The 24,709-nt window shown below is 41.6% G+C and carries 25 protein-coding genes; 18 read left to right on the plus strand and 7 right to left on the minus strand.

Features of this window, described 5'->3' with window-relative positions; all coding sequences use genetic code 11:
- The first annotated feature begins 71 nt into the window (after positions 1 to 71).
- The 9 genes from G509_RS0105255 to porT all read left to right on the plus strand — a co-directional run bounded on the left by G509_RS0105255 (position 72) and on the right by porT (position 5,649).
- On the plus strand, positions 72 to 698 hold the full coding sequence (locus G509_RS0105255; RefSeq protein ID WP_026990567.1) for a bifunctional nuclease family protein: 627 nt from the start codon (positions 72 to 74) through the stop codon (positions 696 to 698).
- Positions 699 to 886: 188 nt separating this feature from the next.
- Positions 887 to 1,711, plus strand: a complete 825-nt coding sequence (locus G509_RS0105260; protein WP_026990568.1) for a thymidylate synthase — start codon at positions 887 to 889, stop codon at positions 1,709 to 1,711.
- 9 nt (positions 1,712 to 1,720) lie between these two features.
- Positions 1,721 to 2,521, plus strand: coding sequence for a hypothetical protein (locus tag G509_RS0105265; RefSeq protein WP_026990569.1), 801 nt, complete (start codon positions 1,721 to 1,723; stop codon positions 2,519 to 2,521).
- 55 nt (positions 2,522 to 2,576) lie between these two features.
- Positions 2,577 to 2,915, plus strand: a complete 339-nt coding sequence (locus tag G509_RS0105270; protein ID WP_026990570.1) for a 2TM domain-containing protein — start codon at positions 2,577 to 2,579, stop codon at positions 2,913 to 2,915.
- 3 nt (positions 2,916 to 2,918) lie between these two features.
- Positions 2,919 to 3,407: a dihydrofolate reductase gene (locus G509_RS0105275; protein ID WP_026990571.1), complete on the plus strand. Its 489-nt coding sequence runs from the start codon at positions 2,919 to 2,921 to the stop codon at positions 3,405 to 3,407.
- Positions 3,408 to 3,474: 67 nt separating this feature from the next.
- Positions 3,475 to 3,702, plus strand: a complete 228-nt coding sequence (locus tag G509_RS0105280; protein ID WP_026990572.1) for a UPF0175 family protein — start codon at positions 3,475 to 3,477, stop codon at positions 3,700 to 3,702.
- Complete coding sequence (locus G509_RS0105285; protein WP_026990573.1) at positions 3,695 to 4,153, plus strand: PIN domain-containing protein; 459 nt, start codon at positions 3,695 to 3,697, stop codon at positions 4,151 to 4,153. Before G509_RS0105280 ends, G509_RS0105285 begins: the two co-directional genes overlap by 8 nt.
- 49 nt (positions 4,154 to 4,202) lie before the next feature.
- Positions 4,203 to 4,931 (plus strand): bifunctional demethylmenaquinone methyltransferase/2-methoxy-6-polyprenyl-1,4-benzoquinol methylase UbiE, encoded by a 729-nt coding sequence (gene ubiE, locus G509_RS0105290; protein WP_026990574.1) that lies wholly within the window; start codon positions 4,203 to 4,205, stop codon positions 4,929 to 4,931.
- Between the two features lies 1 nt (position 4,932).
- Positions 4,933 to 5,649: a type IX secretion/gliding motility protein PorT/SprT gene (porT, locus tag G509_RS0105295; protein ID WP_026990575.1), complete on the plus strand. Its 717-nt coding sequence runs from the start codon at positions 4,933 to 4,935 to the stop codon at positions 5,647 to 5,649.
- Here porT and G509_RS0105300 read toward each other — a convergent pair.
- Positions 5,646 to 6,377 carry a TrmH family RNA methyltransferase gene (locus tag G509_RS0105300; protein WP_026990576.1) on the minus strand — a complete coding sequence of 244 codons (732 nt, stop codon included), beginning with the start codon at positions 6,375 to 6,377 and terminating at the stop codon, positions 5,646 to 5,648. The two genes, porT and G509_RS0105300, sit on opposite strands and share 4 nt — an antisense overlap.
- A 39-nt stretch (positions 6,378 to 6,416) precedes the next feature.
- Between G509_RS0105300 and tamL the strand changes: the two genes are divergently transcribed.
- The 3 genes from tamL to accD all read left to right on the plus strand — a co-directional run bounded on the left by tamL (position 6,417) and on the right by accD (position 11,018).
- Positions 6,417 to 8,978 carry a translocation and assembly module lipoprotein TamL gene (gene tamL / locus G509_RS0105305; protein WP_026990577.1) on the plus strand — a complete coding sequence of 854 codons (2,562 nt, stop codon included), beginning with the start codon at positions 6,417 to 6,419 and terminating at the stop codon, positions 8,976 to 8,978.
- A gap of 45 nt (positions 8,979 to 9,023) precedes the next feature.
- On the plus strand, positions 9,024 to 10,091 hold the full coding sequence (fbaA, locus tag G509_RS0105310) for a class II fructose-bisphosphate aldolase (protein ID WP_026990578.1): 1,068 nt from the start codon (positions 9,024 to 9,026) through the stop codon (positions 10,089 to 10,091).
- Between the two features lie 72 nt (positions 10,092 to 10,163).
- A complete protein-coding gene (gene accD / locus G509_RS0105315) occupies positions 10,164 to 11,018 on the plus strand; it encodes an acetyl-CoA carboxylase, carboxyltransferase subunit beta (protein ID WP_026990579.1) in 855 nt (284 codons plus the stop codon).
- A 147-nt stretch (positions 11,019 to 11,165) separates the two neighbouring features.
- On the opposite strand, the gene G509_RS0105320 is transcribed toward accD, so the two are convergent.
- Both G509_RS0105320 and G509_RS0105325 read right to left on the minus strand, forming a co-directional pair.
- Positions 11,166 to 11,603 (minus strand): hypothetical protein, encoded by a 438-nt coding sequence (locus G509_RS0105320; protein ID WP_026990580.1) that lies wholly within the window; start codon positions 11,601 to 11,603, stop codon positions 11,166 to 11,168.
- Between the two features lie 173 nt (positions 11,604 to 11,776).
- Positions 11,777 to 13,030, minus strand: a complete 1,254-nt coding sequence (locus tag G509_RS0105325) for an ABC transporter permease (protein WP_026990581.1) — start codon at positions 13,028 to 13,030, stop codon at positions 11,777 to 11,779.
- A gap of 157 nt (positions 13,031 to 13,187) precedes the next feature.
- Between G509_RS0105325 and purH the strand changes: the two genes are divergently transcribed.
- The 6 genes from purH to rodA all read left to right on the plus strand — a co-directional run bounded on the left by purH (position 13,188) and on the right by rodA (position 20,255).
- Complete coding sequence (gene purH / locus G509_RS0105330) at positions 13,188 to 14,714, plus strand: bifunctional phosphoribosylaminoimidazolecarboxamide formyltransferase/IMP cyclohydrolase (protein WP_026990582.1); 1,527 nt, start codon at positions 13,188 to 13,190, stop codon at positions 14,712 to 14,714.
- Between the two features lie 62 nt (positions 14,715 to 14,776).
- Positions 14,777 to 15,805 (plus strand): rod shape-determining protein, encoded by a 1,029-nt coding sequence (locus G509_RS0105335; RefSeq protein ID WP_026990583.1) that lies wholly within the window; start codon positions 14,777 to 14,779, stop codon positions 15,803 to 15,805.
- A gap of 11 nt (positions 15,806 to 15,816) precedes the next feature.
- Positions 15,817 to 16,641: a rod shape-determining protein MreC gene (gene mreC / locus G509_RS0105340; protein WP_026990584.1), complete on the plus strand. Its 825-nt coding sequence runs from the start codon at positions 15,817 to 15,819 to the stop codon at positions 16,639 to 16,641.
- Positions 16,634 to 17,143 carry a hypothetical protein gene (locus G509_RS0105345; RefSeq protein ID WP_026990585.1) on the plus strand — a complete coding sequence of 170 codons (510 nt, stop codon included), beginning with the start codon at positions 16,634 to 16,636 and terminating at the stop codon, positions 17,141 to 17,143. The genes mreC and G509_RS0105345 overlap by 8 nt, the downstream gene beginning before the upstream one ends.
- On the plus strand, positions 17,140 to 18,996 hold the full coding sequence (gene mrdA, locus G509_RS0105350; RefSeq protein WP_026990586.1) for a penicillin-binding protein 2: 1,857 nt from the start codon (positions 17,140 to 17,142) through the stop codon (positions 18,994 to 18,996). The genes G509_RS0105345 and mrdA overlap by 4 nt, the downstream gene beginning before the upstream one ends.
- Before the next feature lie 2 nt (positions 18,997 to 18,998).
- Positions 18,999 to 20,255 carry a rod shape-determining protein RodA gene (gene rodA, locus G509_RS0105355; RefSeq protein WP_026990587.1) on the plus strand — a complete coding sequence of 419 codons (1,257 nt, stop codon included), beginning with the start codon at positions 18,999 to 19,001 and terminating at the stop codon, positions 20,253 to 20,255.
- Between the two features lie 237 nt (positions 20,256 to 20,492).
- On the opposite strand, the gene G509_RS0105360 is transcribed toward rodA, so the two are convergent.
- The 4 genes from G509_RS0105360 to G509_RS0105375 are packed head-to-tail and all read right to left on the minus strand — an operon-like array spanning position 20,493 to position 24,605.
- Positions 20,493 to 20,843, minus strand: a complete 351-nt coding sequence (locus tag G509_RS0105360; protein ID WP_026990588.1) for a hypothetical protein — start codon at positions 20,841 to 20,843, stop codon at positions 20,493 to 20,495.
- 44 nt (positions 20,844 to 20,887) lie between these two features.
- Complete coding sequence (locus G509_RS0105365) at positions 20,888 to 21,208, minus strand: DUF6572 domain-containing protein (RefSeq protein ID WP_026990589.1); 321 nt, start codon at positions 21,206 to 21,208, stop codon at positions 20,888 to 20,890.
- Positions 21,209 to 21,238: 30 nt separating this feature from the next.
- Entirely contained in the window at positions 21,239 to 22,348 is a 1,110-nt protein-coding gene (locus tag G509_RS0105370) for an ABC transporter permease (protein ID WP_026990590.1), read from the minus strand.
- Between the two features lie 7 nt (positions 22,349 to 22,355).
- Positions 22,356 to 24,605, minus strand: a complete 2,250-nt coding sequence (locus tag G509_RS0105375) for a carboxy terminal-processing peptidase (protein ID WP_026990591.1) — start codon at positions 24,603 to 24,605, stop codon at positions 22,356 to 22,358.
- Positions 24,606 to 24,709: the final 104 nt, after the last annotated feature.

A 24,709-nucleotide genomic window follows, 5' to 3' on the forward strand; every position in this document is an offset into this window, starting at 1 on the left:
AAGGGCTATCGGATAAGGATAGTTATATCTTTGCCCGATAGCCTTTTTTTTGTACACAGGAAAGACCAAACATGAGCTTAGTAAAACTTAATATTAAGGGCATTTCGTACAGCCAGACGCAAAACGGAGCCTATGCCCTGATACTTAATGAAGTGGACGGTGAACGAAAACTACCCATTGTTATTGGTGCTTTTGAAGCCCAGTCCATTGCCATTGCCCTGGAGAAAGAAATAAAACCTCCCAGGCCGCTTACGCACGACCTATTTAAAAATTTTGCCGACCGCTTTGATATTGTGGTTAAGCAGGTTATTATCCACAAGCTGGTTGATGGCGTGTTTTTTTCGAGCATTATTTGCGAACGCGACCGCATTGAGGAAATTATAGATGCACGCACCAGCGATGCTATTGCACTTGCCCTGCGCTTTAACGCCCCAATTTTTACCTATAAAAATATACTGGACAAAGCCGGCATTTACCTTAAAATAAACCCCGAACAAGGCGAAGAAGGTATTAACCATGACGATGTACTTGGGCCAACCCAAACCTTTGATGCCGATACCGAGACTACCGTTTCCGGAGAAGGGTACACGCAGTACAGCCTTCAGGAGCTGCACGAACTGCTGGAAGGCGCCGTGCAAAACGAAGACTACGAAAAAGCAGCAAAAATTCGCGACGAAATATCGAAACGAGAAAGTTAATTCCTCCAATTTAAAAATTGAAAATTTAAATATTTAAAGATGAGCCATACCTTGCTAAAAGGTGTGGCTTTTTTTATGTGGATAACTTGCGGATAAAACGTATCTAACAACACATCTATAATTTTTGTAATTTTATACCTTGCAGGAAATTTTCAATTTTTCAATTTTTCAATTTTTCAATATAAAAAATGAAGCAGTATTTAGACCTCGTTAAACATGTATTAGAGCACGGCAACCAAAAAGGCGACCGTACCGGCACCGGTACTAAAAGTGTGTTTGGCTACCAGATGCGTTTTGATTTAAGCGAGGGTTTCCCAATGGTTACCACTAAAAAATTGCACTTAAAGTCTATTATATACGAGCTGCTTTGGTTTTTAAACGGCGACACCAATATTAAATACCTTAACGATAATGGTGTTAAGATATGGGACGAGTGGGCCGATGAAAACGGCAACCTGGGTCCGGTTTACGGTGCGCAGTGGCGCAACTGGGACAGCCGCGAGATCGACCAGATTACAGAGCTTATAGAAACCCTTAAAACCAACCCCAACAGCCGCCGTATGCTGGTTAGCGCCTGGAATCCGCGCGTACTGCCGGACAACTCTAAATCTTTTGCCGATAACGTGGCCGAAGGTAACGTTGCCCTGCCCCCATGCCATGCATTCTTTCAGTTTTATGTAGCAAACGGCAAACTATCGTGCCAGCTGTACCAGCGCAGTGCCGATATATTTTTGGGCGTTCCGTTTAACATTGCATCTTATGCCCTGCTTACTTTAATGATAGCACAGGTATGCGGTTACGAGGCCGGAGATTTTATTCACACCTTTGGCGATGCACACATTTACAACAACCACATGGAGCAGTTGGAACTGCAACTAAGCCGCGAGCCACGCCCACTGCCTAAAATGATTTTAAACCCCGAAGTTAAAAACATCTTCGACTTTAAATTTGAAGATTTTACATTAGAAAATTACGATCCGCACCCACACATAAAAGGCGCAGTAGCGGTTTAAAACCTATCTATGAAATTTACCCTTCTATTACTGTGCCTTTGTGTACAGCTATCGGCTTTTGCCCAAAATAAATTACCAAATAATATATTTGCAGAATGTGCCACAAACGAGACCCCTTACCAATGCACTAACAACGCATTAGAAAATGCTGTACTCGATTTAATAGACGAAGATGTTATTAGCACACTGCTGGAAACTTCCAAACCTTATTTTAGTGTATCTGCGGTATTTATACTTGATGCCAATGGTGTTGTAATTAAAGAACATACACAAATAAAAACGCCAAGCTATCTGCTAACCAAGCGTATTCAGAATTATATAGACAACCTGCCGGCATTTACCCAAAAAGATAGTCCTGTCGAAAAAAGGCGAAATGCATTTTTTATTAATGTTACTTTATTGCGCGATACTATTTCTAAAAACTATTACGTAGCCGATAATTTAGACCTCAAAGAGCGCAACATTAAACCAGACTATATAAAGCCCGATGAGGAATCCATCTATCCCGGATGCGAAAAATCAGACCACACCGATGGTGTTAGCTGCTCTACAGAAAAAATGTATAATTTGATCATGAAAAATTACAGGATGCCTGAAGTAGATGGCCCCCTGCAATTTCGAATGATTGTTAATTTTTACATAGATACCACAGGCAAAGTACAGGTAGAGAATATAGAGGGTGGAGAAGAAAAGTTTCATAAAGGGATACTAACTGCCATGACCAAGCTACCCCGGCTTACACCTACCAGGATTAAAGGCATACCTATCACTATCGCCTATAAACTGCCTATAACTATTAATGTAAAGTAAAAGTTTTTAAAGCATCGTTATTTTTTCATAACTTTATTTCCGCAATAATAGTAGTATGGAAAAAAATCAACAGGAACTTTATGAATATGCTCGTAAAAGGGTAAAGCAAAAAAAACGCGTTTACCTTCATTTTATATTGTTCTTTGTAAGCAGTGTCTTTTTTTACATTATAAATAAGATCTTAGACGTAGACCCGCAAGACGACTGGTACCTTTGGGCTATAACCGCATGGGCGTTTGTATTTATACTTCACTTTATTAAAATATTTGTAATAGAGAGCTTTATAAACAAAACCTGGGAACGCGACCAGATAGCCATGCTGGTAGCCCGCCAGGAACGCCGTATAGAGCAGCTCGAAAAAAAATTAGAGAACGATAATTCCCAAGCCGTATAAATAATGACCCTTACCCTTATTGCTGCCGCCGCAGAAAACAATGCCCTTGGCAAAGACAACCAGATGATATGGCGCCTGCCCGACGATTTTAAACGCTTTAAACAGCTAACCACCGGCCACCATATAATTATGGGCCGCAAAACGTTAGAGAGCATGAATGGGCCGCTGCCCAACCGCACCAACGTGGTTATTACGCGCCAGCCCGATTATACTTACGAGGGCTGCACTATTGTAAACAGTTTAAACGAAGCCCTTGCTGCCTGCCCACAAAACCAGGAGGTTTTTATTATTGGCGGTGGCGAAATTTACAAACAATCTATCAACATGGCCGATAAAATAGAGCTTACCCGCGTGCTGGGCATAAGCCCGGAGGCAGATGCTTATTTCCCTGAAATTGATTCTGACGAATGGAACCTTACCGAAAGTGTTTTTCATGATAAAGATGAAAAGCATGCGTATGAGTTTATATTTGAAACCTGGGAGCGGGAGTAGGCACTATAGGCAAAAGCGAAATATTTTTGATGGAGGGGAGTAATATCTTTTTTGTATATTTGATTTTATGAAAACAATTACAGTTAACATACCCGATAATTTAGATATAGACAATAATGAGTTTATAATGACTGCCGCATCTAAAATGTACGAGCAGGGTAAATTATCGTTAGGCCAGGCCGCTCAGCTTGCTGGCCTAACTAAGCGTGCTTTTACAGAATTGCTCGAAAAATACGATGTTTCTGTTTTTAATTTTCCTGCTACAGACTTAGCAAGTGATATAGCAAATGCATAAAACCATTATATCTGACACAAGTTGCCTTATTATACTCTCAAAAATTGGCGAGCTCGATTTGTTAGAAAAATTATATAAACGAGTTATTACCACCCAGGAAATAGCTGATGAATTTGGAGAACCACTTCCTGAATGGTTAATTATTGAAACAGTTTTCGATAAACTTCGCCAACAAATACTTGAGCTTCAAATTGACAAAGGAGAATCCAGCGCTATTGCATTAGCTTTAGAAATTAAGGATAGTACAATAATACTTGATGATTTTAAAGCTCGTAAGGTAGCATTGCGTTTAGGGCTCACAATAATGGGTACAATAGGAATTATCATCAAGGCTAAATTAAACGGAATACTACCAAGCATTAAGCCTATATTAAATAGTATTAAGAGTACAAATTTCAGAATATCTCCTGAACTCGAATTGCAGGCTTTAAAACAAGCCAACGAATTATAACGCGCTATTAACAAAAACTTATTTTATCTTTGTTGCGTAAATTAGTGTAATGTCGCAAAATATAACCCCTTATAAAGATTCTGGCTTAGGCAAAAAAGAGCAGGTAGCCCAAATGTTTGATAATATATCTGGCAATTACGATGGCTTAAACCGCGTAATGACCTTTGGTATAGATATTAAATGGCGCAAAAAAGTACTTAAGCTTGTTGCTGCAAAAAACCCCGATACCATATTAGATATTGCTACCGGCACCGGAGACCTTGCCATATTAATGTCGGCCACCAACGCACGCGAAATTATTGGTGCCGATATTAGCGAAGGCATGATGGAAGTTGGCCGCAAAAAAGTTATGGATAAAGGTTTGGATGGCCGCGTTCAACTTGTATATGGCGATAGCGAGAAGCTGCCTTTTGCCGACAGCTACTTTGATGCCATTACTGTTGCATTTGGCATACGTAATTTTGAAACCCTGGAAAAAGGCCTTGCCGAAATACTGCGTGTGCTTAAACCGGGCGGTATTTTTGTAATTTTAGAAACATCGGTACCTACAAAATTCCCTTTTAAGCAAGGTTATAAATTACACAGTTACCTGCTGCCTTTAATTGGCAGATTGTTCTCTAAAGACCGCGAAGCCTATGTTTATCTTAGCGAATCGGCTTCTATTTTTCCTTATGGCGAAAAACTAAACAATATTTTGCGCAAAATTGGGTTTATAGAGGTTAAAGATATGCCCCAAACTTTTGGTGCAGCCACTATTTACTCAGCTTCAAAACAATAAGATGAAGAAATTGCTTTTATTTATATTCCTGTTTTCAGGACTTTGCAGCCATGCTCAGTTTGGCACCAACGTTTTTGGAAAGGACCCTATTATTAATATGGAAAACTTTGATAAGCAGCGTGTACACTGGGGTTACTACCTTGGTTTTAACAGCTACGACTTTAAGTTTGATTATAAAACCAACCCTACTGCCGATATTGTTGCCAAAACCGTAACCGGCTTTAACGTGGGCCTTGTGGGTAACCTGCGCCTGTTCGAGTTTTTAGACCTGCGTTTTGAGCCGGGCCTGTACTACACGCAGCGAAACCTTACCTTTAACGACCCTACCCTTATAAGGGAGTCTGAATACCTGAGAGAAGTAAAATCTACTTATATCCATTTTCCGTTATTGCTAAAATTTTCAGCTAAGCGTACCGGCAACATTAAGCCGTACCTATTGGCAGGTGTTTCGCGTTCATGGAATTTGGACAGTAACGAGAAGGTTAAAGATGATAACATGACCGGCCAGCGTTTCAGGATGAAAACCTGGACCAACAACTACGAGTTGGGTGTGGGTATCGACCTTTACTTTGAGTATTTTAAATTCTCGCCATCCATTCGTGGGGTATTTGGTTTAGACGATGAGCTAATTCGCGATAACAGCGCAGCCAGCCCTTATACCAGCAATATCGACGCTATGAAAACCCGTGCGGTTTTTATAAACTTTACTTTCCATTAAAAATTTCTACGGAACTCGCTTAGTATAATAGCAGCAGCTGTGGCTACATTAAGGCTCTCGGTTTGCTGCAAATTACCAAAGCGCGGTATGGCAATTCGGTTGGTAGATAGCGCCTCAATTTCGGCACTAATACCATTAGCCTCGTTTCCTAAAACTATAATTCCGTTTTGCGGAAGTTCTTGTTTGTAAATGTTTTGTCCGTCCATAAAAGTACCAAAAACAGGGGTTTCGGCTGTAGCCAAATACTCTTTCAGGTTAGTATACACCACATTAACACGGGTTAAAGACCCCATAGTAGCCTGTACCACTTTAGGATTATACACATCTACACATTCTGCAGAACACACCAACTGATCGACACCAAACCAGTCGCACAGCCTTATAATAGTACCCAGGTTACCGGGGTCGCGCACATCATCAAGGGCAACAATTAGTCCCGTTGTGGTTAGCGGTTTTTCATCGGGCATGGTAAAAAGCGCCAGGCACGATTGCGGAGTTGTTAATGCACTGATTTTTTTTAGCTCATCATCGGTAATTATGCTAACTTTATGGTTGGGCAGGCCGGCAAACAGGTTGGCCGTTGTGGCATATAAATGGTGTAATTCAAAATTGGAATTCAGTAATTCCTGTACTACCTTTATCCCTTCGGCAAAAAACAATTTGTGCTGCTTTCTGTATTTTTTTTGCTGTAGGCCCGTTATTGTTTTAATTTGGTTTTTGCTAACCATAAAAAATGTATTTTTGAATTACTATCCGGCATCACCGTTTTGAGAAATATAACAACAAAAATAGCACTAATTTTACTATTAGGCCTGGTTTTCTATTCCTGCTCCCTTGTAAAAAGGGTGCCGGAAAACAAACACCTGTTAGAAAAGAATGATATTACGGTAAACGGCGAAGATAAAAACGACGACGACCACAACGCGCAAATGTACCAGCTGCCCAATACCAATATACTGGGCTACCACGTTAGGCTGCATTTGTTTAACCTTGCCACCCCAAATGCCGATTCCTCGTATCACGCGTGGCTTGAGCGCAAACCGGGCAGGCACGAGTTTATGCAAAGCCTTTTATCTGAAAAGCAGGTGCAGCGCCTTGGCAACTCTTTTATAGTAAGCGGATTTAGCAACTTTTTAAAAAAAACCGGCGAACCACCCGTGCTGGTAGACCTTGCCCGTGTAAAAAAGAGCCGTAACCGCCTGTATGCCTACTACTACAAAAAAGGCTATTTCAGGGCTAAAACAGCCTACACCGTAGATACTTTAGAAAACAAAAGGGCTATAGTGCATTATACTGTAGATACCGGTAAGCCGTATATTGTAGACAGCATTAGCACCTCTATAGAAACCCCGGTTTTAGACAGCCTTTACAATACCTCTAAGGCCGATGCCATGATTAAGAAAGGCAAACAATATAACGAGGCCGATTTTACCGGCGAGCGCGACAGGATAACCACCTACTTCAGGAATCGTGGTGCCTATACCTTTCAGCAGAATAACGTAAGCTATGTGGTAGATACAGTTAATACCGACTACAAAGCCAATGTAGATATTGTAATCGATAACGAGTCGGTGCGCCAGGGCGATTCCACCTTTATACGTCCGTTTAAGCTGTATAAAATTAGCCAGGTAAACATCTATACCCAAAACCCCACCAGTGCCGACCAAAGTATAGACAGCGTTAGCTACAACGGGTTCAGGCTATTTAGCACCGGCAAGCTTAACTACAGGCCAAAAGCCCTTACCGATGCCGTTTTTATAGCCCCCGGAAGTACTTACGCCGATTTTAGGCGTGTATTAACATCGCGTGGCTTAACCAACTTAAAAGTATTTAACTACCCTACCATACAGTATGTAGAAGACAGTACCGATGTATCGGGGCAGTCGCTTATAACCAACATTTATCTTAACCCGCGTAAAAAGTTCCGATTCAACGTATCGGCAGATTTTTTGCACTCCAATATTCAGGATTTCGGTATTCAGGGTAGCCTTGGGGTTTCCATCCGGAATATCTTCAGGGGAGCCGAGATTTTAGAAATATCCACGCGTGGCAACATAGGTTCGTCTCGCGACGTGGCCATAAAAGACAACGCCTTTTTCAACATCCTTGAGTACGGTGCCGATGCCAAGATTACCTTCCCAAGGATATTCTTCCCCTTCAATACAGAGCGGGTTATCCCCAAGAACATGATACCCTCTACCATATTAAGTGTGGGCTTGGGCAGGCAGCGAAACATTGGTTTGGATAAAGAAAATTTTACCGGTATCCTTAGCTATAACTGGACCCCGCTGCGTAACCGCCACACCGCTAAGCTGGACCTTTTAAACATACAGTACATTCGTAACGTAAATGCGGGTAATTATTTTAATGTATATACATCGTCTTACAATGCGCTTAACGAATTTGCCATTAAATACAACGCCCCGGCGCAGTATTTTGAACCGGAAAATCCACAAGAATTAATTATAGAGCAAGGCACAACATCGTTTATTACCGATGTTGCCAACAATGCCCTGCCAAGCCCCATTACTGCCGACGACAAGCAGGCCATTGCGCGTATAGAAGAGCGACGCCAACGCCTTACAGAGAACAACCTTATTTTTGCCTCTAACTTTACCTACACCACCACCACGCGCGAAAATTTAACCGATAACACTTTCTTTATCTTTAAAACTAAAGTAGAAAGTGCCGGTGCGCTATTATCGTTATTAGGTGGATCTTTAAAAGAGAACAAAGGTATAGACGTGGGCGCCCGCAGCGTTTTTAACGTGCAGTATTCGCAATACATAAAAGGAGAGCTTGATTTTATTAAGCACTTTGACCTTGGCCGCCAGAAGGTACTGGCCATGCGTGCCTTTTTTGGCCTTGCCGTACCGTATGGCAACTCTAACTCTATACCGTTTACACGTAGTTATTTTGGCGGCGGTAGTAACGATAACAGGGCGTGGCAATCGTACAGCCTTGGCCCGGGCCGCAGCGGTGGCCTAAACGATTTTAACGAGGCCAACTTAAAAATGGCCTATAGCGCAGAGTTGCGCTTTAATATATTCGGCAAGCTTAATGGTGCTATTTTTGGCGATTTAGGCAACATCTGGAACGTGTTCGACCAGGAAACCGATCCCGCTTACACCTTTAACGGCTTTAGCTCTTTCGAAGATCTTGCCTTTGGTACCGGTATAGGTTTTAGGTACGATTTTAACTTTTTTGTGGTTCGTTTTGATGTGGGCTTTAAGACTTACAATCCGGGCAATCCGGAGGGTAACAGATGGTTTAGGGAGTATAATTTTTCTAACAGTGTTTTAAATGTTGGTATTAATTATCCGTTCTAAATTTAAAATACTATTTTTGTGAATTAATTTTTAAAACATTAACTAATGGCTCATAATATTAAGCCCGGTGTAGCAACCGGAGACCAGGTACAGGAAATATTTAATTATGCCAAAGAAAAAGGCTTTGCACTTCCTGCAGTAAATGTAACCGGTTCTAACACTATTAACGGTGTTTTAGAAACTGCTGCAAAACTTAACGCACCTGTTATTATCCAGTTCTCTAACGGTGGTTCTATTTTTAATGCTGGTAAAAGCCTGAATAACGATGGCCAGCGCGCAGCAATTCTTGGAGCTATTGCCGGAGCTAAACACATACACACACTTGCAGAAGCTTATGGAGCTACTGTTATATTACATACAGACCATTGCGCTAAAAAACTTTTACCCTGGGTAGATGGTTTATTAGATGCAAGCGAAAAACATTTTGCCGAAACAGGTAAATCTTTATTCAGCTCGCACATGCTTGACCTTTCTGAAGAGCCTCTTCACGAAAACATCGAAATTTGTGTTGAGTACCTTAAAAGGATGAGCAAACTGGGCATGACCCTTGAGATCGAGCTTGGTATTACAGGTGGTGAAGAAGATGGTGTTGATAACAGCGATGTTGACAGCTCTAAACTATACACACAGCCGGAAGAAGTTGCCGAATTTTATGAGGCACTAAGCGCAGTATCTGATAAATTTACTATTGCTGCTGCTTTTGGTAACGTACACGGTGTATACAAACCGGGTAACGTAAAACTTACACCAAAAATCCTTAAAAACTCTCAGGAGTACGTTCAGCAAAAATTCAACACGGGTCCTAACCCTGTAGATTTTGTTTTCCACGGTGGATCGGGTTCAACTCCGGAAGAAATTAAAGAAGCTATTTCTTATGGTGTGGTTAAAATGAACATTGATACCGACTTACAGTTTGCATTTACCGAAGGTATCCGCGATTATATGGTTAACAATATTGAGTACCTAAGAACTCAGATTGGCAGCCCGGACGGTGCTGAATCTCCAAACAAAAAACACTACGACCCGCGTAAATGGGTTCGCGAAGGCGAGGTTACCTTTAATACAAGGCTTGAGCAGGCATTTGCCGACCTTAACAACGTTAACACTTTATAGTTATTGGTTATTGGTTGTTAGTTAATGGATTTCCAACAACTAACAACCAACAACTTTTTAATCAGAAAAAATATGGCTTGGTTTAAAAGAACAGAAAAAGGGATACAAACACCAACCGAAGATAAAAAAGATGTACCTAAAGGCCTTTGGTACAAATCTCCTACAGGTAAAATTGTTGATGCAGAAGAGCTTGCCAGAAATTTTTATGTTAGTCCCGAAGATGGCTACCACGTAAGGATTGGCAGCAAAGAGTACTTTAAAATACTTTTTGACGACAACGAGTATACCGAGCTTAACCCTAACATTACATCTAAGGATACCCTTAAGTTTGTTGATACTAAAAAGTACGACGACAGGCTTAAAGATGCCATGGAAAAAACCAAACTTAAAGATGCCGTGCGCACCGCTGTGGGCAAATCTAAAGGTAAGGAACTTGTTATTGCCTGTATGGACTTTGCCTTTATTGGCGGTTCTATGGGGGCTGTGGTAGGCGAAAAAATTGCCCGAGGTATAGATTATTCTATTAAAAACAAGGTTCCGTTTTTAATGATATCAAAATCAGGTGGCGCCCGTATGATGGAGGCAGCCTACTCGCTAATGCAGCTGGCTAAAACATCGGCTAAACTGGCACAGCTTGCCGATGCTAAAATACCGTACATATCGTTGTGTACAGACCCTACAACGGGTGGTACAACGGCATCGTATGCTATGCTTGGCGATATTAACATATCAGAGCCGGGAGCACTAATTGGCTTTGCCGGCCCGCGTGTTGTTAAAGACACTACCGGTAAAGAACTGCCTGAAGGTTTCCAGACCGCAGAGTTTGTTATGGAGCATGGTTTTCTTGATTTTATAACACCGCGTAAAGAGCTTAAGGATAAGGTTAACCTTTACCTGGATTTAATTTTAAATCAACCTGTACGATAATATAGAGATCCCGCAATAGCGGGATTTTTTTGTTTTACCTTCCAAATTACACCAATTTTCGCTAATGGATTATATTATTGAGCAAGCTCCGGAGAAACGGTAATTTTTAGAATAAAACTATGTTTTGTTGTTGATACGGATTATAATTTACTCAGGTCTGTTGCGGGCTAAATACATTACATTTTCACCATTATTAGATGTAATTTCTAAATACTCTCCATCTTCGGTATAATATCTAAGTAAACTATACTCTGTCTTGCTATTCATAATCGATGATTCTTCTTCTTTTTTTGATGCGAACGAAAACCATATTATCGTACCATCACTTTTCCATTTGAAGTTACAAATTAGTGTACCATGCAGATCTCCTAAAAATAATGCTCCGGTACCATCTGCCTTAAAATTAAATGTATTGCAAATATTACCGGTTATAAAACTATCTCCTGACTTTCTTTTGCACATTCCCCAAGATCCAGTAATATCTATCTGCTGAATAGCCCTCGAATCAACTGCTTTATCCTTTTTAAAGCTAAAGTAAAAGGGCAAAAACAGTACAATTAAAATTACAAGATGTATTTTTTCCATATCAATTTGTTATTAATAATCGACTCATGACAATGTAGTATTACATCAGATTGCCGCACTTCGACCGCAATGACGCGAACGATTACAGTATGGAAACACATTACATCAGATGCATCCAACGCGGCTACTGTCAAACAACTGCCAACTGCGACTGAATACTGCAAACTTGGAGTTTACATCCCGCTCCTTATCGCCTCAACCGGATCTAATTTAGCAGCCGATATTGCCGGCAATATACCCGCAATAATACCAATGCCAATAGAAAGGCTGGTGCCCAGCATAATGTTGCTAAAGCTCAGTATAAATTCGAAGTCAAGCGCGGCAGTGGCAATGGCGGCAATGCCCCAAACCATTAAAATGCCTATAGCACCACCAAAAAGCGAGAGTATAACAGCCTCGAACAAAAACTGCATAAGTATAAACCTGTTCTTAGCCCCTAACGATTTTTGTATACCAATAAGGCCGGTACGTTCTTTAACCGACACAAACATAATATTGGCAATACCAAACCCACCCACCAGAAGCGAAAACCCGGCAATAATCCACCCTACTAAATTCATAACACCAACAATTTCGTCTATAAATTCGGTAAAAGATGATATAATGTCAATCATAAAATTATCGCCCTGCCCGGCCTTAATACCACGAATTTGGCGCAATTTCTGGGTTACCTCGGCTTTGGTCTCCTCGGCATCGCCACCTGTAAAAGGCTTGATGATGATAATGGGCGTCATAAAATCGTTATGGTCGCCGTACACCCTGCGTATAAAATTAACGGGTACCATGGCCGATGTATCGTTGCTTGGCATACCCATAGAGGCCGATCCCTGCTTTTCTAACACGCCAATAACGGTAAAACGCTGGCCGTAGATGCGTACTTTTTTCTCCAGCGCGTTATCATCGCCAAAAAGCGTCTGAGCAATTTCGTAGCCTAAAACCACAACTGCGGTACCGGCGTTCGATTCAGATTCGTTGTAAAACCTGCCCTGGGCAATTTTTACAGCCTGTATATCGGCAAATTCATACGACACCGGAACCATATTTACATCGCTGGCCGATTTATTTTCGTAGCGTATCACCTCGCTTTTTGTAAATATCTGGAACGCCATATACTGCGATGTGCTAACCGAATTTTTCAGCGCCTGGTATTCATCAAATGTAACATCAGGAAACTGCTCCATTTTCCAGCGCGGAATTTCGCTTGGTGCGAAAGAAAACCGTTTAAGGTACATGGTGTTTTTATCTACCTTATTAAGGTCTTCGCGAATTTTTCTATCCAACGAGTCTACCGCAGCCAGCACCGCAATAATAGAAAAGATACCAATAGTAACCCCTAACAGCGATAAAAACGTGCGCAACTTATTATTAATAAGGGCACTCATGGCAAAAGTAAAACTTTCTTTAAGCAGGCGCAGGTATAACAGCATGGCTAAATTGGTATTGGTAACCGTAAAATTGAGCATTTTTTTAAAATACTGAAACCTTATGGCATAAAAATTTTAAATAATTTAAAAATAGCGTCTTCTGCTTTTGAATGTTAGCTATACAATAATTACTTTTGCACCTTTATTAAACACACAACAAATGAGCAGTACAAAAACCATAACATCAGCATTAATATCCGTATTCAGCAAAGATGGCCTTGAGCCAATTGTTAAAGCGCTTCACGCGCAAGGTGTAACCCTTTATTCTACGGGCGGTACCGAAACGTTTATTAAAGACCTGGGCATACCGGTAGTACCTGTAGAAGATGTAACCTCTTACCCATCTATACTGGGTGGCAGGGTAAAAACACTTCACCCTAAAGTATTTGGTGGCATCTTAAACCGCCAGGACAACGAGCAGGACGTACAGCAAATGAAGGAGTTTGACATACCACAGATAGACCTGGTTATTGTAGACCTTTACCCTTTCGAAAAAACGGTAGCTTCTGGAGCTTCTGAGGCAGATATTATAGAAAAAATAGATATAGGCGGCATATCGTTAATTCGTGCAGCGGCCAAAAACTTTAAAGACACGGTTATAGTAGCATCTGTAGATGATTATGCCCTGTTTTTAGAAACCTATACCAACAACAACGGCGCAACTACTATAGAAGAGCGCAAACTGTTTGCCACAAGGGCATTTCACACCTCTTCTCATTACGATACTGCCATTTTTAACTACTTTAATACCGACGAAACATTCTTTAAAGAGAGCGTTAGCAACGGCCAGGTATTGCGTTACGGCGAGAATCCGCACCAGAAAGGTTTCTTTTTTGGGGATTTCGAAAAAATGTTTACCAAACTTCACGGAAAAGAGCTATCTTACAACAACCTTCTTGATGTAGATGCTGCCGTAAACCTGATTGGCGAATTTAAAGCCGACGGACCCACTTTTGCCATCCTTAAACACAACAATGCCTGCGGTATTGCTACAAGGGAAACCGTTAAAGACGCTTACTTAGATGCTCTTGCGGGCGACCCGACATCGGCCTTTGGTGGTGTATTAATTTCTAACGTTGCTATAGATAAGGCTGCTGCCGAAGAAATAAACAAACTGTTTTGCGAAGTGGTTATTGCCCCGTCTTACGATGATGAGGCTGCCGCCATACTTCAGGAAAAAAAGAACAGGATTATTTTAGTACAGCACGAGGTGGCATTGCCTGAAAAACAAGTACGTACATGCCTTAACGGTTTATTGGTTCAAGATAAAGATAATATTACAGACAATAAAGAGCACCTTACCACCGTTACGGTTACATCACCTACTGAACAAGAAGTGGAAGACCTGCTTTTTGCCTCTAAAATTTGCAAGCACACTAAAAGTAACACAATAGTGTTTGCTAAAAACAAGCAACTTTTTGCATCGGGCACCGGGCAAACCTCTCGCGTAGACGCGTTAAGGCACGCCATAGAAAAAGCAGTATCTTTTAACTTTAACCTTAACGGCGCCGTTATGGCCAGCGATGCTTTCTTCCCTTTCCCGGATTGCGTGGAAATTGCTAAAGAAGCAGGCATTACAGCAGTTATACAGCCCGGAGGTTCTATTAAAGACGAATTAAGCATTAACTATTGTAATGAAAACAACGTGGCTATGGTATTTACCGGCACCCGTCATTTTAAACATTAATTTTATTACTTTTGTAGGCTTACACACAAACTAAATATAAATACCTAACCTCTAATATAAGTATGGGATTTTTTGATTTCATGACCGAGGATATAGCCATTGACCTTGGCACTGCGAATACCCTTATAATACATAATGATAAAGTAGTTATAGACAGCCCATCTATTGTGGCCCGCGACCGCGTAAGCGGTAAAATAATAGCCGTGGGTAAAGAGGCTAATATGATGCAGGGTAAAACGCATGAAAACATCAAAACCATACGTCCGTTAAAAGATGGGGTTATAGCTGATTTTGATGCGTCTGAAAAAATGCTTACAATGTTTATTAAAAGCATTCCGGCACTTAAAAAGAAATTGTTCCAGCCTGCGCTTCGCATGGTTATATGCATACCAAGCGGTATTACCGAAGTAGAGATGCGTGCGGTAAAAGAATCGGCCGAAAGGGTAAATGGTAAAGAAGTTTACCTTATACACGAGCCTATGGCAGCTGCTATTGGTATTGGTATAGATATTATGCAGCCTAAAGGTAACATGATTGTTGATATAGGCGGTGGTACTACAGAGATTGCGGTTATAGCACTTGGTGGTATTGTTTGCGATAAATCTGTAAAAATTGCGGGCGACGTTTTTACTAACGATATTGTTTATTACATGCGCACCCAGCACAACCTTTTTGTTGGAGAAAGCACGGCAGAGAAAATTAAGATTACTATTGGTGCCGCTCTTGAAGACCTTGAAAGCGCACCCGAAGATATGAGTGTACAGGGCCGTGACCTTTTAACGGGTAAGCCTAAACAGGTAGATGTATCGTACCGCGAAATTGCCAAGGCACTGGATAAGTCGATACAACGTATAGAGGATGCCGTTATGGAAACCCTATCGCAAACACCTCCGGAATTAGCTGCCGATATTTATAACACCGGTATTTACCTTGCAGGTGGAGGATCGATGTTAAGGGGGCTGGACAAAAGGATATCCCAAAAAACCGACCTGCCTGTTTACATTGCCGAAGACCCTTTAAGGGCTGTAGTAAGAGGCACAGGGATGACCCTTAAAAACATACCAAAATACAGAAGCATACTTATAAAATAACCGATTAGGAAATGCAGCAAATAGTAAATTTTTTATTTAAAAACAGTATCACACTACTGTTTTTGCTGCTTTTGGGCATTTCGTTAACTTTTACCATACAATCGCATGCTTACCACAGGAGCCAGGCGGTTTCATCTGCCAATGCGGTAACGGGTTACACTTCCGAACAAATTAATAACGTAGAGGCTTATTTTGGCCTTAGAGAACAAAATGAGCAGCTTGCCGCCGAGAATGCCCAGCTAAAAAGATTGTTATATAACACGCAGGATAGTACCAACCGCCCGCCGGTTACACTACCTACAGAGCTTGGCACGTATAAGGTTATACAAAGCAAGGTTATTATAAACTCGTACAGCAAACAGGATAACTACCTTACCATAAGCAGCGGCGCCAAAGATGGCATTAAGCCAGATATGGGTGTGGTTAGCAGCCAGGGCGTTATTGGGTATATAGAAAACACATCGGCGGGTTACGCCACGGTAATCAGTGTACTCAATTCTAAATTCAGGCTTGGTGCCAAGATCAAAAAAAACAACCACTTTGGTACCCTTACATGGAATGGTAAAAACACGGGCTTTGCGCAATTGGTAGATGTACCAAGGCTTGCCACCGTTATTAAAGGCGATACCATTGTTACGGGGGCCGAAAGTACCATTTTTCCTGAAAACATTCCTATTGGCACCATAGAAAAAGTGTACATAGACAAAAAAACCAATTACTATACGCTGGATATAAGGCTATTTAATGATATGACAAGCCTTGGCTACATATACGTAATTGAGAACAAAGACAAAAAAGAAATAGAACAACTACAGCAGGCCACCACTAATGAATAGTACCGTTTTAATAAATATCCTTAGGTTTTTGGCCCTGCTTGCGGTACAGGTTGTTGTTTGCAACAAAATAAGCCTGTTCGGCTTCCTGGTTCCGTATCCGTATATATTGTACATACTGTTATATCCGGTAAACGGCAACAAGGCTGTATTACTTATATCAGCATTTTTCCTGGGCCTTTTTATAGATATGTACCTTAATACCGGGGGGCCGCATTCGGTTGCCTGCGTGGTATTGGCTTACATGCGGCCTACCTTCTTTAAATTCTCCTTTGGTGTAAGTTATGAATACCAAACTATTAAAATCAACGACAGGCTTTCGCCCGAAAGGCTTTCTTTTATATTTATATGCGTGGTGCTCCACCATTTAATCTTATTTTTGTTAGAAATGTTCCGCTTTAGCCTAATTTTGGATGCACTGCTACACACACTGTACACCACCATATTTACGCTAATTATTTGTGTAATTACTATTTACCTTATTAAGCCGGCCAAACAATTATGAGAAAAATACTGTTGCCAACCCTTATTATTGCCGGTACCCTGCTTATAATAGCAAGGCTTTTTTACTTGCAGATACTGGACGACTCGTACATTAAAAAGTCGGACAATAATGCCATCAAAATAAAATACGATTACCCCGAACGCGGTTATATTTACGACCGTAACGGCGTGCTTATGGTTGCCAACCAGCCATCGTATGATATTATGGTCACCCCTAACGAAATGAAGAACACCGACACACTTGCACTGTGCGGCCTTCTTAATATTACCCGCGAATATTTTAACCAGCGCCTGGAAAAAGCCAAGGTGTACAGCCCAAGGCTACCCTCTGTATTTTTACCGCAGCTTAGCAAAAAAGAGTTTGCAGGTTTCCAGGAGCGCATCCGCCGTTTTAAAGGCTTTGATATTGTAAAGCGTTCGCTGCGCGATTATCAGGTGCATGCAGCCTCTAACGTGTTTGGCTACATACAGCAGGTGGGCGATGCCACCATAAAAAAAGACCCATACTACAAGAGCGGCGACCTTATTGGCCGCCAGGGTGTAGAAGAAATGTACGAAGACATACTACGTGGTGTTAAAGGCGTTAAGTATGTACAAAAAGACCGTTTTAACCGCGAAATAGGCTCTTTTAAAGAGGGTATTTACGACACCGTTGCCGTACAGGGCAGCGATATTACGCTTTCGCTGGACGCCGAGCTTCAAAAATACGGCGAATCGCTAATGTTCGAAAAACGCGGTGGTATTGTGGCAATAGAGCCCAAAACCGGCGAGATACTGGCTTTGGTTACGGCACCATCTTACGATCCTTCGCTACTTGTGGGTCGCGACCGTTCTAAAAACTATACTGCCCTATTTAACGACTCTATATCTAAACCGTTATACGACCGTGGACTGTTAGCTGAGTACCCACCGGGATCGCCATTTAAGATACTTACAGGGCTTATTGGCCTGCAGGAAGAAGTTATAGACGAGAACACCAGCTTTGTGTGCAACCACGGATTTAGCTATGGGCGTGGCGCTTTTATGCGCTGCCACGACAGCGGTAATAACAGGCTGCACGAGGGTATTTACAAATCGTGCAACACTTATTTTGCTAATACGTTTAAACTTACAATAGATAAATATCCTAAACCGGAATATGGTGTTAATGCTTGGAGCAGCCACCTTAAAAGTTTTGGCCTGGGCGACTTTTTGGGCTACGACCTGCCGCCTGGTAGAAAGGGCCTTGTACCTACCCCAAAATTCTACAAACGCTACTACCCTAACGGCGGCTGGAGAAGCTCTACCATTATATCCAACTCTATTGGCCAGGGCGAGGTGCTAATGACGCCTATTCAGTTGGCTAACATGATGGCTACCGTTGCCAATCAGGGGTATTACTATACGCCTCACGTAATCAAAAAGATTAAGGGTAAACCTATCGATAAAAAATTTACAACCAGGCATTATACCTCTATAGACAAGCAATATTACAAGCCTGTTATAGATGGTTTGTTTGATGTATTTAACCTGGGTACGGCGCACCATTTAAGGGTTGAAGGTATAGAAATTTGCGGTAAAACCGGTACGGCAGAGAATTACACCAAAATAAACGGTGTAAATACCCAGCTTAGCGACCACTCTATATTTGTGGCTTTCGCACCGCGCGAAAACCCTACTATTGCCATAGCCGTGTTTGTAGAAAACGGTTACTGGGGTGCCCGATGGGCCGGCCCAATTGCCACCCTGATGATAGAAAAATACCTTAAAGGCAGCACCACCCGAGAGGCATTAGAAACTAAAATGATGACACAGGGCCTTAAAGCAGAATACGAAAAACCATATAGCGGGCTTCCATTTAGCATTAATAATTAGCAATGAAGAACCAGAGTGTTACCAATAATATAGACTGGATAACCATCCTGCTGTATGCGGTGTTGGTAGGGTTGGGCTGGATGACTATTTATTCGGCATCGCTACCCAACGAGGAGACTTCTATTTTTGATATTAGCCAGGCCTACGGCAAGCAGATAATGTTTATAATGACCAGCATACCGCTGATTATTGTAACACTTACCGCAGATGCCAAAATTTACGACAAATACGCTTTTATATTCTACGGCTTTGGGCTCCTGCTCCTTGCCGGGCTTTTTGTATTGGGTAAAACCATTAAAGGGCAAACCAACTGGTATTCTTTTGGCGGTTTCAGCCTGCAACCGTCTGAATTTGCTAAGATAGCTACATCATTAGTACTCGCTAAATTTTTGAGTGATGTACAAATAAACCTCAAGAACACGAACCATCAATTACTGGCATTTGCTATAATAGCCCTGCCTGTACTACTTATTATGATGCAGCCCGATGCCGGTAGCGCCATGATATTTGTGTCGTTAAGCCTTGTATTGTACCGCGAAGGCCTGCCCGGCTGGTACCTGGGCACCGGCGCTATTGCCATAGTATTGTTTTTGGCGGCATTGCTGGTTCGGCCTCAGTTTGTAATATTATTTGGCGCATTGGTAATACTGGCGCAGTATTTTGTTACACGCCGCGCCATGCGAAACCCTATACTTAGCAGCTTAATATTCGTGGCTATGACGGCGTTTGTGCTCTCAGTTAGCTACGTTTACGATAATGTATTGGAAAGCCACCAGAAAGACCGTATTAACGTGCTTTTTGGTAAAGATGTAAACATGCAGGCCGAAGGCTATAACCTTAACCAGGCCCAGATTGCTATTGGATCGGGTGGTTGGTTTGGTAAAGGCTATCTGGAAGGCACGCAAACCAAAGGCGGCTTTGTACCCGAGCAGCATACCGATTATATTTTTACCACCGTGGGCGAAGAGTGGGGCTTTGTAGGCGGCATTGCAGTTATAGCCGTATTTATAACACTGCTACTGCGTATTATTTACCTCGCCGAAAGGCAAAAATCAAAGTTTAGCCGTGTGTATGGCTATTGCGTAGCCTCTATATTATTCATGCATTTTTTTGTGAATATTACCATGCTCATCAAGCTTTTCCCAACTGTGGGGGTTCCGTTGCCGTTTTTTAGCTATGGCGGATCGAGTTTGTGGGCATTTACATTATTGCTCTTCATTTTTATTAAAATGGATGCCAATAAAGTGAATGAGTGGTAGTAGTATGAAACGCGGATAAAACGGATTTGCAAGCGCGGATTTACACTGATTTTTCAATTACCATACTCCATTATAGGCAATGACGGCTTATATACCGTTGATCAATTTGACGATAGGAGATCCCTTATAAAATATAGAGATTCTTCGACTCCGCTGCGCCTGCCTACCGACAGACAGGCTATGATCAGAATGACAAATATTGCCCGTATAACACTTTAATGCAGTACGAGTAAACTATTACTCCTCCATAGTAGCATCCCAGAGGATAACTATTTGTGCAGCAGTATAAGCGATGGCATGCCAATCAGGGTCGAGCAGCATTTTTTCACCGGATATTTTAATCCGCGAATAATCTTCCAACATTTTATCCAGCCTTAGCATTTCGGCAAGCATTTTCCTGCTGCCCTCTTCGTTCTCTATCAAGTACGAGATAAACAGATTGTATTCCAGGTCGTACAACCTGCTGATTACTTTAGCACCCGATGCCGCAGGACCAACCCACTCTAACTTTTGAGTTTCAATATCTGATATCGCTGCAAGTGCATTGTATATCTCTTTTTTCCAGGCATCAATTTGGTATTCTGTCATGTAAACTATTCTGATTTATAAAAGAAAGTTAGCCTTTCACTTTATTATTGTAAATGATAATATTTGAAGTCGTAGCCATTATCCCTTAAAACAATCTGAATCTGATTTAAAAAATCAAACCCTATTTTATTTGGAGAATATTTAAGTGCTATTTGTATTCTAAATGCTTTCCCAACTGAATCCGGATAACTTTCGTATATCTGCCCGTTTTGCAAAACATCCAAGTATACATTAATTTTATTCTGCAAAATTAAAAGATGCTTATTGTCATCATCCCATTCTAAGTGATCGCTTATTGTAAGCACTACAACACCCTCAAAATCTGTGCTTATCGCATCAATAACGTTTTTATTATCTACTGCCATATTATCAATATGAGAATTATTATTTAAGCATTACTCGCTCTTTACATCCAGCGCATCCCTAAGGGCATTGCCCACCATCATAAAGGCAAGAACCAATAAAAGCATGGCTATACCTGGGGCAAGGGCAAGGTACGGCTTACCGAGTATTATATAATTATAGTGGTCTTTTATCATGCCGCCCCAGCTGGGTACGGGTGGCTGTGCGCCAAGGCCCAGAAAGCTAAGCCCGCTCTCCACCAATATGGCCGATGCAAAATTAGCTGCCGATATTACAATTACCGGTGCCATACTGTTGGGCAAAATATGGTTAAAGATTATGCGCCGATTGCTGTAACCCAAAGCACGGGCTGCAGTTACAAACTGCATTTGCTTAATGCTCATTACCTGCCCCCTGACCACACGGGCAACTTCTACCCACATAGTAAGCCCAACGGCCACAAAAACCTGCCAGAAGCCCTTACCAAGCGCCAAAGTAATGGCTATTACTAACAGCAGCGTAGGTATACTCCAGATGATGTTTACAAGCCACATTACAAAGGCATCTACCTTACCGCCATAGTAACCGGCAATGGCACCAAAAAAAATGCCTACTACCAAACTTATAAACACCGCCACAAAACCGATGGCTATGGAAACACGTGATCCCACTATTAGCCGGCTAAGCAGGTCGCGCCCCTGGCTATCGGTGCCCAGTATAAATTTTTGTTGTTTGATGAAGTCTTTCTCTACAGTTGCTGCGTTAGCAGCCGAACCAAATTCGGTTAGCGGAATGGTTTTGCTAATGGCAAGGCTGGGCTCATCGGTATATTCGTAATATGTAAGGCTATCGCCCTTAACGGTATATTTTAAGACAGGGATCTTTACCTCCGGGTTAGGGTTGCCCGTAAAGTAGTGGCTGAATTTAAATTTGGCCGTTCCCGGCGAAGAGAAATGCAGCATGTTAACCGTAAATCCCGGCGATTTGCTGTGTATCGCAAGGTCGCCCCAGTTGGCATTCTGCGATTTTTCGGGTGCCAGTACATAAGCAAAAAGTGCTATGAGCACCAATACTACAATAAGCCCTAAACTTAAAACGCCCCAAAAGTTCCTGCTGAACTTTTGGAGCGCTAAGCCTGTAAGCGATTTACCGGTTTTAGCCATTCGCTTATTATCTTGTTTTAATCTTAGTATCTTTTTTATTTATGCTTACCGCACTTTTTGTAGTGCCTTTTGGCTGCATATCATCCAGTACATTAAGGGCTTCTTCTACATAAATATCTTTAGAAAGGCTTTCGTACCATCTTTCTTTTTTCTCGGCAAGGGCAGGGTCTTTTTTAAATATTTCCTGCTCATAAGGCAATGCCTCAAACTTAAGGTTGTTTTTGTAACCGTTAAGTGCCTTGAATTTTTTAGTTATCTCTTCGGTCTTGGCAAGCTCTGCTTTAAACTTATCAATGTTAAGGTCGAAGGTGTTATCGTCTTTTTTCTCAAAGATCCAATGAGCGTTTTCGTCCATCAGTTTAAACTGGGCATTAGCTGCCATACGCTTTTTACTTTTCTCTACAATTGGAGCAAAGTTATTTTTAAAGGCTTTGTAATCGGCCGCAGCAATCTTATCATAAGGCAATGCATTGTCGTTATCGCGCTCGCCCATATCTATGTAAGAATATTTGTCCGGCATATTAATATCGCTTGATACACCTTCTCTTTGTGTAGAACCACCGTTAATCCTGTAGAATTTCTGGGTAGTAGTTTTAAGGGCACCAAGGTCGCCAAAGCTGTTGTTGCGCACAAAACGGTTAAGGTCGATTATATTCTGCACTGTACCTTTACCATAAGTATGTTTACTACCAATAATAACACCACGGTTATAATCTTGTATGGCCGCTGCAAAAATTTCTGAAGCCGAAGCCGAGAAGTTGTTAACCATTACTACAAGTGGGCCATCCCACTGTACTTTAGGGTCGTTATCGCTAAGCACCTCTGTAGTACCGCCTGCACTGCCATCGGCAGCACGAGAACGTACCTGAACCACAGGGCCTTTATCTATAAATAAACCTGTAATATCTACAACAGTTTTAAGCGAGCCACCACCATTATCTCTAAGGTCGATAATAAGGCCTTCTACACCCTGTTTTTTAAGTCTTTCCACTTCCAATGCCACGTCTTTAGCAGCATCGCGGCTGTCCTGGTTATCAAAATCAATGTAAAACTTAGGCAGGTTAATAATGCCGTATAATTTACCGTCTTTTTTAACAACGCTCGATTTCGCATAAGTCTCCTCAAACTCTACCACTTCCCTTGTAATGGGGATAACTTTAATAGAACCGTCTACCTTTTTAACGGTAAGCCTAACCTCAGTGCCTTTAGGGCCTTTTATTTTTTTAACAACATCGTCCAACCGCATACCGGCAATATCTATAGCGTCGCCGTTGCCCTGGGCCACTTTCATAATAAGGTCGCCCTGTTCAAGGTCTTTACCCCTCCAGGCAGGTCCGCCCGGTATAAGTTCAGATATTTCAATTAAATCATTTTTTTTCTGAAGCCTTGCTCCAATACCTTCAATGGACCCCCTCATGCTGGCATCAAATTTCTCTTTATCATCCGGAGCAAAATAGAACGTGTGCGGGTCAAAACGCTCGGCAATAGCATTAAGGTAAATGCTAAACCACTCTTCACGTTTAAGTTCTTCTACAAACTCAAAATATTCATCAAGCGATTTTAAAGTAGCCTCACGCGATTCTTTTTCAAGTTCTGCAAAGGTTTTCTTTGTACCATCGGCTTTTTTATCGTCTACTTTAGGGGTAGTCTCCACGGCTTTATCGCCATCGGCTTTAAGCTTGTCTACAGGAGTATCCTGAAGTTTTTGCTTATCGGTAACCGAAGACAAAACCGATAGCTTAAGCTGTTTTTCCCAACGGGTGTGTAGTTCGGCATCGTTCTTGGCATACGGCTGGTGCTCGTAGTCTACGTTAAACTTCTCATCTTTAGTAAAGTCAAAAGGTTTGGCAAGTATCTCTTTATAAAACCCTTCCGATTCTTTAATTCTCATAACCAACCTGTTGTAGGTAAGATCGAAGAAACTAAGGTCGCGCTTGTTTATCTGGTCGTCAAGCTGGGTTTCGTATTTAGAAAATTCGGTTATGTCAGCCTGTGTAAAGAACCTTTTAGACGGGTCCAGGTTTTCCAGGTAACTTTTATATACGCCTTTAGAAAAAGTATCGTCTATAGCAGCAGGGCTGTAATGCCCCTTTTCTATAACAAATGTAATCAGCTCAATTAAAAGCTGGTCTTTTTCCGGATCGTTTTCTTTTTGCTTTGCCGGTAATAAGGTAAAGCTAAACAGCGCGCCGGCCAACAGGACAACAATCGCTACTATTTTATAATTTCTCTTCATAAAACTTAAAAAGGCATTCATTTATCTTCTTGTATAACATTACACATTAAAAAGCGTGCCAAAATTTCATCTTCAGGTATCTTTCCCTCCGGCACAGCAAAAATGTGTATTTTAGCAAACGTAAA

The organism is Flavobacterium subsaxonicum WB 4.1-42 = DSM 21790, from assembly GCF_000422725.1.
GTDB lineage: Bacteria > Bacteroidota > Bacteroidia > Flavobacteriales > Flavobacteriaceae > Flavobacterium > Flavobacterium subsaxonicum.

What these genes read in the sequence shown, in the direction of transcription:
- G509_RS0105255 (WP_026990567.1), top strand. Translation starts at nt 72, where the DNA reads ATGAGCTTAGTAAAACTTAATATTAAGGGCATTTCGTACAGCCAGACG.
- G509_RS0105260 (WP_026990568.1), top strand. Translation starts at nt 887, where the DNA reads ATGAAGCAGTATTTAGACCTCGTTAAACATGTATTAGAGCACGGCAAC.
- G509_RS0105265 (WP_026990569.1), top strand. Translation starts at nt 1,721, where the DNA reads ATGAAATTTACCCTTCTATTACTGTGCCTTTGTGTACAGCTATCGGCT.
- G509_RS0105270 (WP_026990570.1), top strand. Translation starts at nt 2,577, where the DNA reads ATGGAAAAAAATCAACAGGAACTTTATGAATATGCTCGTAAAAGGGTA.
- G509_RS0105275 (WP_026990571.1), top strand. Translation starts at nt 2,919, where the DNA reads ATGACCCTTACCCTTATTGCTGCCGCCGCAGAAAACAATGCCCTTGGC.
- G509_RS0105280 (WP_026990572.1), top strand. Translation starts at nt 3,475, where the DNA reads ATGAAAACAATTACAGTTAACATACCCGATAATTTAGATATAGACAAT.
- G509_RS0105285 (WP_026990573.1), top strand. Translation starts at nt 3,695, where the DNA reads ATGCATAAAACCATTATATCTGACACAAGTTGCCTTATTATACTCTCA.
- ubiE (WP_026990574.1), top strand. Translation starts at nt 4,203, where the DNA reads ATGTCGCAAAATATAACCCCTTATAAAGATTCTGGCTTAGGCAAAAAA.
- porT (WP_026990575.1), top strand. Translation starts at nt 4,933, where the DNA reads ATGAAGAAATTGCTTTTATTTATATTCCTGTTTTCAGGACTTTGCAGC.
- G509_RS0105300 (WP_026990576.1), bottom strand. Translation starts at nt 6,377, where the DNA reads ATGGTTAGCAAAAACCAAATTAAAACAATAACGGGCCTACAGCAAAAA.
- fbaA (WP_026990578.1), top strand. Translation starts at nt 9,024, where the DNA reads ATGGCTCATAATATTAAGCCCGGTGTAGCAACCGGAGACCAGGTACAG.
- accD (WP_026990579.1), top strand. Translation starts at nt 10,164, where the DNA reads ATGGCTTGGTTTAAAAGAACAGAAAAAGGGATACAAACACCAACCGAA.
- G509_RS0105320 (WP_026990580.1), bottom strand. Translation starts at nt 11,603, where the DNA reads ATGGAAAAAATACATCTTGTAATTTTAATTGTACTGTTTTTGCCCTTT.
- G509_RS0105325 (WP_026990581.1), bottom strand. Translation starts at nt 13,030, where the DNA reads ATGCTGTTATACCTGCGCCTGCTTAAAGAAAGTTTTACTTTTGCCATG.
- purH (WP_026990582.1), top strand. Translation starts at nt 13,188, where the DNA reads ATGAGCAGTACAAAAACCATAACATCAGCATTAATATCCGTATTCAGC.
- G509_RS0105335 (WP_026990583.1), top strand. Translation starts at nt 14,777, where the DNA reads ATGGGATTTTTTGATTTCATGACCGAGGATATAGCCATTGACCTTGGC.
- mreC (WP_026990584.1), top strand. Translation starts at nt 15,817, where the DNA reads ATGCAGCAAATAGTAAATTTTTTATTTAAAAACAGTATCACACTACTG.
- G509_RS0105345 (WP_026990585.1), top strand. Translation starts at nt 16,634, where the DNA reads ATGAATAGTACCGTTTTAATAAATATCCTTAGGTTTTTGGCCCTGCTT.
- mrdA (WP_026990586.1), top strand. Translation starts at nt 17,140, where the DNA reads ATGAGAAAAATACTGTTGCCAACCCTTATTATTGCCGGTACCCTGCTT.
- rodA (WP_026990587.1), top strand. Translation starts at nt 18,999, where the DNA reads ATGAAGAACCAGAGTGTTACCAATAATATAGACTGGATAACCATCCTG.
- G509_RS0105360 (WP_026990588.1), bottom strand. Translation starts at nt 20,843, where the DNA reads ATGACAGAATACCAAATTGATGCCTGGAAAAAAGAGATATACAATGCA.
- G509_RS0105365 (WP_026990589.1), bottom strand. Translation starts at nt 21,208, where the DNA reads ATGGCAGTAGATAATAAAAACGTTATTGATGCGATAAGCACAGATTTT.
- G509_RS0105370 (WP_026990590.1), bottom strand. Translation starts at nt 22,348, where the DNA reads ATGGCTAAAACCGGTAAATCGCTTACAGGCTTAGCGCTCCAAAAGTTC.
- G509_RS0105375 (WP_026990591.1), bottom strand. Translation starts at nt 24,605, where the DNA reads ATGAATGCCTTTTTAAGTTTTATGAAGAGAAATTATAAAATAGTAGCG.